Source organism: Mesorhizobium sp. M0184, assembly GCF_040322215.1.
In the GTDB taxonomy this organism is placed as follows: Bacteria; Pseudomonadota; Alphaproteobacteria; order Rhizobiales; family Rhizobiaceae; genus Mesorhizobium.
Window position 1 is genome coordinate 1 of record NZ_JAMYSZ010000085.1, and the last position, 2,595, is coordinate 2,595.

The window sequence follows — 2,595 nt, forward strand, 5'->3', positions numbered from 1 at the left end:
GTAAGCGCTATTTTCGCTGCACGTTGACGCGAGCGCTTTCGACGGATGGCCTTCGAATCGGGAACGGTATCTGGTCTGATCAGGCTGCTGTTGCTTTGGCGAAGTTGAAGGGCAGCAGATCCTCGATGGCTGCGTTCTCGGGGCGCTGAGGTAGTTCAGTGAGGACGTGGCGCAGCCACGCTAACGGCTCGACGCCACAGGCGCGGCAGGTCAACATCAGGCTGTAGATGACGGCGCTGGCCCTGGCTCCGTCGACGGTATCGCTGAACAGCCAACTTTTCCGGCCAGTGGCAAAGATTCTGATGTCACGCTCGAGAAGATTGTTGTCGATCGGCATGCTGCCGTCCTCGGTGTAACGAGTCAGATATCCCCATTGGTTCAGGGTGTAGGAGACGGCGTCGCCGAGCTTGCTGTCCGGCAAGACTTTTGGGGCGATGTCGTCGAGCCATGCCTTGAGAGCATGGAGGATCGGGACACTATGTTGCTGGCGGAAGTGGCGAATGCAGTGATCTCGCGTTTCGCTGTCATCGGGGATTTCGTTCCGCGCCTGCCTTTCAACCCGATAGAGCTGTTCAAAGAACCGGAGCGCCTGTTCCGGCGGGCCGCCGCCTTTCTTCCTCGCCTTTAGGGCATCGACGAAGCGCCGCCTGGAATGGGCCATGCAGCCAAGATGCGTTGCCCCTTCCAGCGTGCGCCAGGCGGAATAACCGTCACTCATCACGATGCCGCGGTAATCGCCCAAGAAGGTCTGCGGGTGTATCTGGCCGCGACCCGGCTGATAATCGAGCAGCACGATCGGCTCGTCACTGTCGTGGCCGCTCCGGTATGCCCACATGTACGAGGTGCTGGTGGCCTCTCTGTCCATTTCCTTCAGCACCTGGACCGTGGTCTCGTCGCCATGGATGAGGGGCTGCGATCTGAGCCGCAGCTTCAGCACGTCATAGATGCGGGCGAGATGCTTTTCGCTCGAGCCGATCACCCAGTGACCCAGAGCGCCACGGCTGACAGGAACGCCCGCGCGCTCGAAGGCCTGCGCCAGGCGGTAGAGCGGTGTGCCGTCGACGTATTTGTGAACGAGCGCGAAGGCCAGCGTCGAAGCCGTGGCGATGCTGCCAGGCAAGGGTTGCGCGGGCATCGGCGCGGTCACGACCGGCGTGTTGATGCCGGTACGGTCGCAATGACGGCAAGCATATTTGAACCGCACATTCTGCAGGACCTTCGCCTTCACCTCGATATGAAGTTGCTCGGTAACGGCCTCGCCCATGCGATGCATCTGGTGACGGCAGCAAGGACAAGCCTTCTGATCGTCGGGAAGGTCATACTCGACGCGCTCGCGCGGCAGGTTTTCCGGCAAGGCCTTGCGGCCGCGCTTCTTTCCCGTCGCCCCTTCGCTCGCCGGCAAGCCCGTGTCCGGCAGGACAACGACGCCGCCATCTTCGTTGTCGGCGGCGTCCTCATCCGCGGTCTGTTCGGCTTCATTGAAGAGGCGGTCAATGTGCTTTTCACTGCGCGGCGCAAAACGATGCAGTCGTGCAAGCGCCAGCTCTTCCTCGAGTTTGACGACGCGTTCGGTGAGTTGACGGTTCTGCGCCTGCAGCGCAGCAATACGCGCCATCAACGCTTCAACAGTCGGTTCGCCGGGTCGATTCATCAGATTCTTGAATCGAAAGCATGCCGCCGCGTCAACCGCTCAATTCGAGAGCCCTCAACCGGCAACCTGATATTGCCGCACCGGATGGCGGACCATCGCATCGATGTCGATGCCGTCGAGGATCCAGTGCAATTGCTCGGTCGTAAGCGTGACCACCGCTGCCTCCCGGCGCGGCCACCGGAACTTGTCCTCGGTCAGCCGCTTCATTACCAGCACAAAGCCCGACCGATCGAAGAACAGGAGCTTCATCCGGTCGCGACGGCGATTGCAGAACGCAAAAACCGCCGGAGCAAACGGATCGAGCGCCATCGTCTCTTGGACCAGAACCGCAAGGCTGTTGATGCCGGCCCGGAAGTCGATCGGCTCGCGGTGCAGGTAGACTTTCAGGTCAGCGCCCAGTCTGAACATGACCCAGTGCTCCGATGGTCGCCGTCAACGCATCCACATCACCGCATTCCAGCGTCAACTTCACGCCGTTCGGCAGCGACGCGCTCACCTTGGCTGGAGAGGAAAAAGGCGCTGTCCTTTTCGATGCCGACCTACGTGCCCCATCGCAAGTCCCCGGCAAATCCACCGCAGCCATGCTGCTCTGTCGCAGCAAGGCCCGATCGGAAGTGCTTTCAATCTGAACCGGGATGAACGCCGATGGTGGGGGCTGTGGGAGGGACTGGGTCTCCGCCCGCTTCTTTATCCACTTCCGAAGAAGGTTCGCATTGACCCCATGTTCGAGCGCAAGCCTCGATACCGACACGCCAGGCTCAAGACAGGCCGAGACAAGACGGTCCTTCGATGCCGGGTCGTATCGGCGTCGCCCGTCCCGACCGACAAGCCTCACCCGCAGTTTCTGCTCATCTTCTTCCATCACAAGGTGTCCACCTATTTTGGTGGACACCTCATGCATCAGAGCACTCAACAGCAAAAGGTGCGGGGAAATTCGCGCTTAC

The 2,595-nt window shown here is 60.8% G+C and carries 3 protein-coding genes; all 3 read right to left on the reverse strand.

All coding sequences use genetic code 11. The features are described 5' to 3' along the window. Positions 1-79: 79 nt before the first annotated feature. From tnpC to tnpA, 3 genes are read right to left on the reverse strand one after another with little or no spacing between them, the layout of a single operon-like run. Entirely contained in the window at positions 80-1,651 is a 1,572-nt protein-coding gene (tnpC, locus tag NKJ23_RS34355) for an IS66 family transposase (RefSeq protein WP_352685152.1), read from the reverse strand. A 54-nt stretch (positions 1,652-1,705) separates the two neighbouring features. Further along, the gene (gene tnpB, locus NKJ23_RS34360; protein WP_352469379.1) at positions 1,706-2,059 is read right to left on the reverse strand and encodes an IS66 family insertion sequence element accessory protein TnpB; all 354 of its coding nucleotides are present in this window, start codon (positions 2,057-2,059) and stop codon (positions 1,706-1,708) included. After that, positions 2,040-2,513 carry an IS66-like element accessory protein TnpA gene (gene tnpA, locus NKJ23_RS34365; protein WP_352453912.1) on the reverse strand — a complete coding sequence of 158 codons (474 nt, stop codon included), beginning with the start codon at positions 2,511-2,513 and terminating at the stop codon, positions 2,040-2,042. The genes tnpB and tnpA overlap by 20 nt, the downstream gene beginning before the upstream one ends. Positions 2,514-2,595: the final 82 nt, after the last annotated feature.